The sequence below is a fragment of the Streptomyces sp. NPDC051207 genome (assembly GCF_040682395.1).
Classification (GTDB): domain Bacteria; phylum Actinomycetota; class Actinomycetes; order Streptomycetales; family Streptomycetaceae; genus Streptomyces.
Genome location: NZ_JBFBAX010000075.1, coordinates 1 through 2,716, shown reverse-complemented (window position 1 = coordinate 2,716; position 2,716 = coordinate 1). Strand labels below are relative to the sequence as shown.

1 protein-coding gene is annotated in these 2,716 nt (G+C 76.6%); it reads left to right on the top strand.

The features are described from left to right. Positions 1 to 7: 7 nt before the first annotated feature. Positions 8 to 2,716, top strand: a 2,709-nt coding sequence (locus AB0M97_RS30725) for an amino acid adenylation domain-containing protein (RefSeq protein WP_365964255.1), incomplete at its 3' end; no start/stop codon positions are given.

Sequence of the window (2,716 nt, the reverse complement as noted above, 5' to 3'; positions counted from 1 at the left end):
GCATCCGCTGTTCCAGGTGATGATCGTGCTCCAGAACAACGCCGAGGCGTCCCTGGACCTGCCGGGCCTGACCGCGCGCCCCATCGACGGCGAGATCGGGGCCGCCAAGTTCGACCTCGGCTTCAACTTCATCGAGCGCAAGGACGCGACGGGCGCGCCCGCGGGCGTCGAGGTGACGGTGGAGTACAGCGCCGACCTGTTCGACGAGGACACCGTCGCGGTCCTCGCCCGGCGCCTGGTGCGCATGCTGACGCTGGCCGTCGCCGACCCCGCCATGCCGCTGAGCCGGCTCGACCTGCTCGAACCGCGCGAATGGCAGCAACTGCTGCCCGGCCGGCAGGGCACCGGGCCCGCCGACCGTCCCGAACGGCACGAGACCATCCCGTCGCTGTTCGCGGCGCAGGCGGCCCGCACCCCGGACCGCCCCGCGATCGTCGCCGACGACGCCGAACTGACCTACGCCGAACTGGACGAGCGCTCCGCCCGGCTGGCCGCGCTGCTCGCCTCCCGGGGCGTGCGCCCCGGCGACGTCGTCGCGGTCGCCGTGCCGCGCTCCGCCGCCCTGACCGTCGCGCACCTCGCGGTGCTGCGATCCGGCGCGGTCTGCCTGCCCGTCGCGCCGGACGACCCCGCCGGGCGCATCGCCCGCGTCCTGGGCGACACCACGCCCGTGGCCGTCCTCACGACGCGGGAGGCCGCGGCCGTCCTGCCCGCGACGGCCGCCACGGTCCTGGTCGACGAACCCGGCACCGCAACGGCGGCCGTCACCGCCGACGCGGCGCTGCCGGACGCACCGGCCTACCTGATCCGCACCACCGGAACCAGGACCGTCACCGTGCCGCACCGGGGCGTCGTGAGCCGGCTGCTGTGGACGCGGGACACCTACGGGCTCGGCGCCGACGACCGCGTCCTGCACAAGGCGCCCGAGGACCTCGACGTGTCCGTCTGGGAGCAGTTCGCCCCGCTGACCGCCGGTGCCACCCAGGTGGTCGCCGGGCCCGGCAGCCACCGCGACCCGGTGCGCCTGGCCCGCCTGATCCACCGCGCCGGAGTGACCACGGTCCACTTCCCGCCGTCGGTGCTGGACGTCTTCCTCGCCGAGGCGGAGGCCGCCCGCTGCACCGGCCTGCGCCGCGTGCTGTGCGGCGGCGAGCCCCTGCCCGCCGGCCTGCGCGACCGCTTCCGGGCCCTGACGGCCGGGGCCGAACTGCACGTCCTGCACGGCCCGGCCGAGGCGTCGTTCCCGGCCCTCGCCTGGAACGGCACCAGCGGGACCGAACACGCCCACCCGCCCGCGGGCCGCCCGGTCGGCACCACCCGCGCCTACGTCCTCGACGCCCACCTCGCCCCGCTGCCCCCCGGCAGCAGCGGCGAACTGTACGTCGGCGGCGAGCAGCTGGCGCACGGCTACCCCGGCAGGCCCGACCTGACCGCCGAACGGTTCGTCGCCGACCCCTACGGCCCGCCCGGCGCACGCCTGTTCCGCACCGGCGACCTCGCCCGCGTCACCCGCGGCGGAGTGGTCGAACTCCTCGGCCGCACCGACGACCTGCTCACCGTCGGCGGCCGGCCCGTCGAACCCGGCGAGATCGAACACGTCCTGGCCGGGCACCCCGCCGTCGGCACCGCCGTCGTGACCGACCGCCCCGGGCCCACCGGCACGGCCGTCCTGGTGGCCTACGTCGTCCCCGCGGACCCGGCGGTCCCGGTGGACGCCGACGCGCTGCGGGCGCACGCCGCGACCGTCCTCGCCGACCACGCGGTCCCCGCCCACTGCGTCACCCTGGACGCCCTGCCGCGCACCGCGGACGGCCGCGTCGACCGCGCGGCGCTGCCCGAGCCGCACGACAGCGCGGGGCGCGCTCCGCGCAACGACATCGAGCAGACCCTGTGCGGACTCTTCGCCGACCTGCTCGGCAAGCCCGTCACCAGCATCGACGACAGCTTCTTCGACCTGGGCGGCCACTCGCTGCTCGCCACCCGGCTGGTCAGCCGCGTCCGCTCCACCTTCGGCATCGAGCTGCCGTTCCGGGACATCTTCGACGCGCAGACCGTGGCGGCGCTCGCCGAGCGGGTCGTGGGCTCGTCGGCGGGCGGACGGCCCCCGGTCCGCGCGGCGGACCGGCGCCCCGAGCGGGTGCCCCTGGCCTTCGCCCAGCGCAGGCTGTGGTTCCTCAACCGCATGGAGGGGCCGAGCGGGACCTACAACGTGCCCCTGGCGGTACGGCTGTCCGGCGCGCTGGACGTGGCCGCGCTCACCGCCGCGTTCAACGACGTGGTGGCCCGGCACGAGGCCCTGCGCACCGTGTTCCCGGAGACCGACGGCGAGCCGTGGCAGCGGATCGTCCCGGCCGCCGAGGCCACCGTGCCCATCGCGGTCACCGAGGTGACCGAGGAGGGCCTGGAGGCGGCGCTGGTGCCGGCGACCTCGGCCGGCTTCGACCTGGCCGTGGACCTGCCGGTGCGGGCGGCGCTGTTCCGGATCTCCGACACCGAGCACGTGCTGTGCGTCGTCGTGCACCACATCGCCGGGGACGGCTGGTCGCAGGCCCCCCTGGCACGCGACCTGGCCACCGCCTACCGGGCGCGGCTCGACGGCGCGGCGCCCGGGTGGGAGCCGCTGCCGGTGCAGTACGCGGACTTCGCGCTGTGGCAGCGGGACGTGCTGGGCGGCGAGGACGACGAGGACGCGCCGATCGCCCGCCAGCTCGCCTAC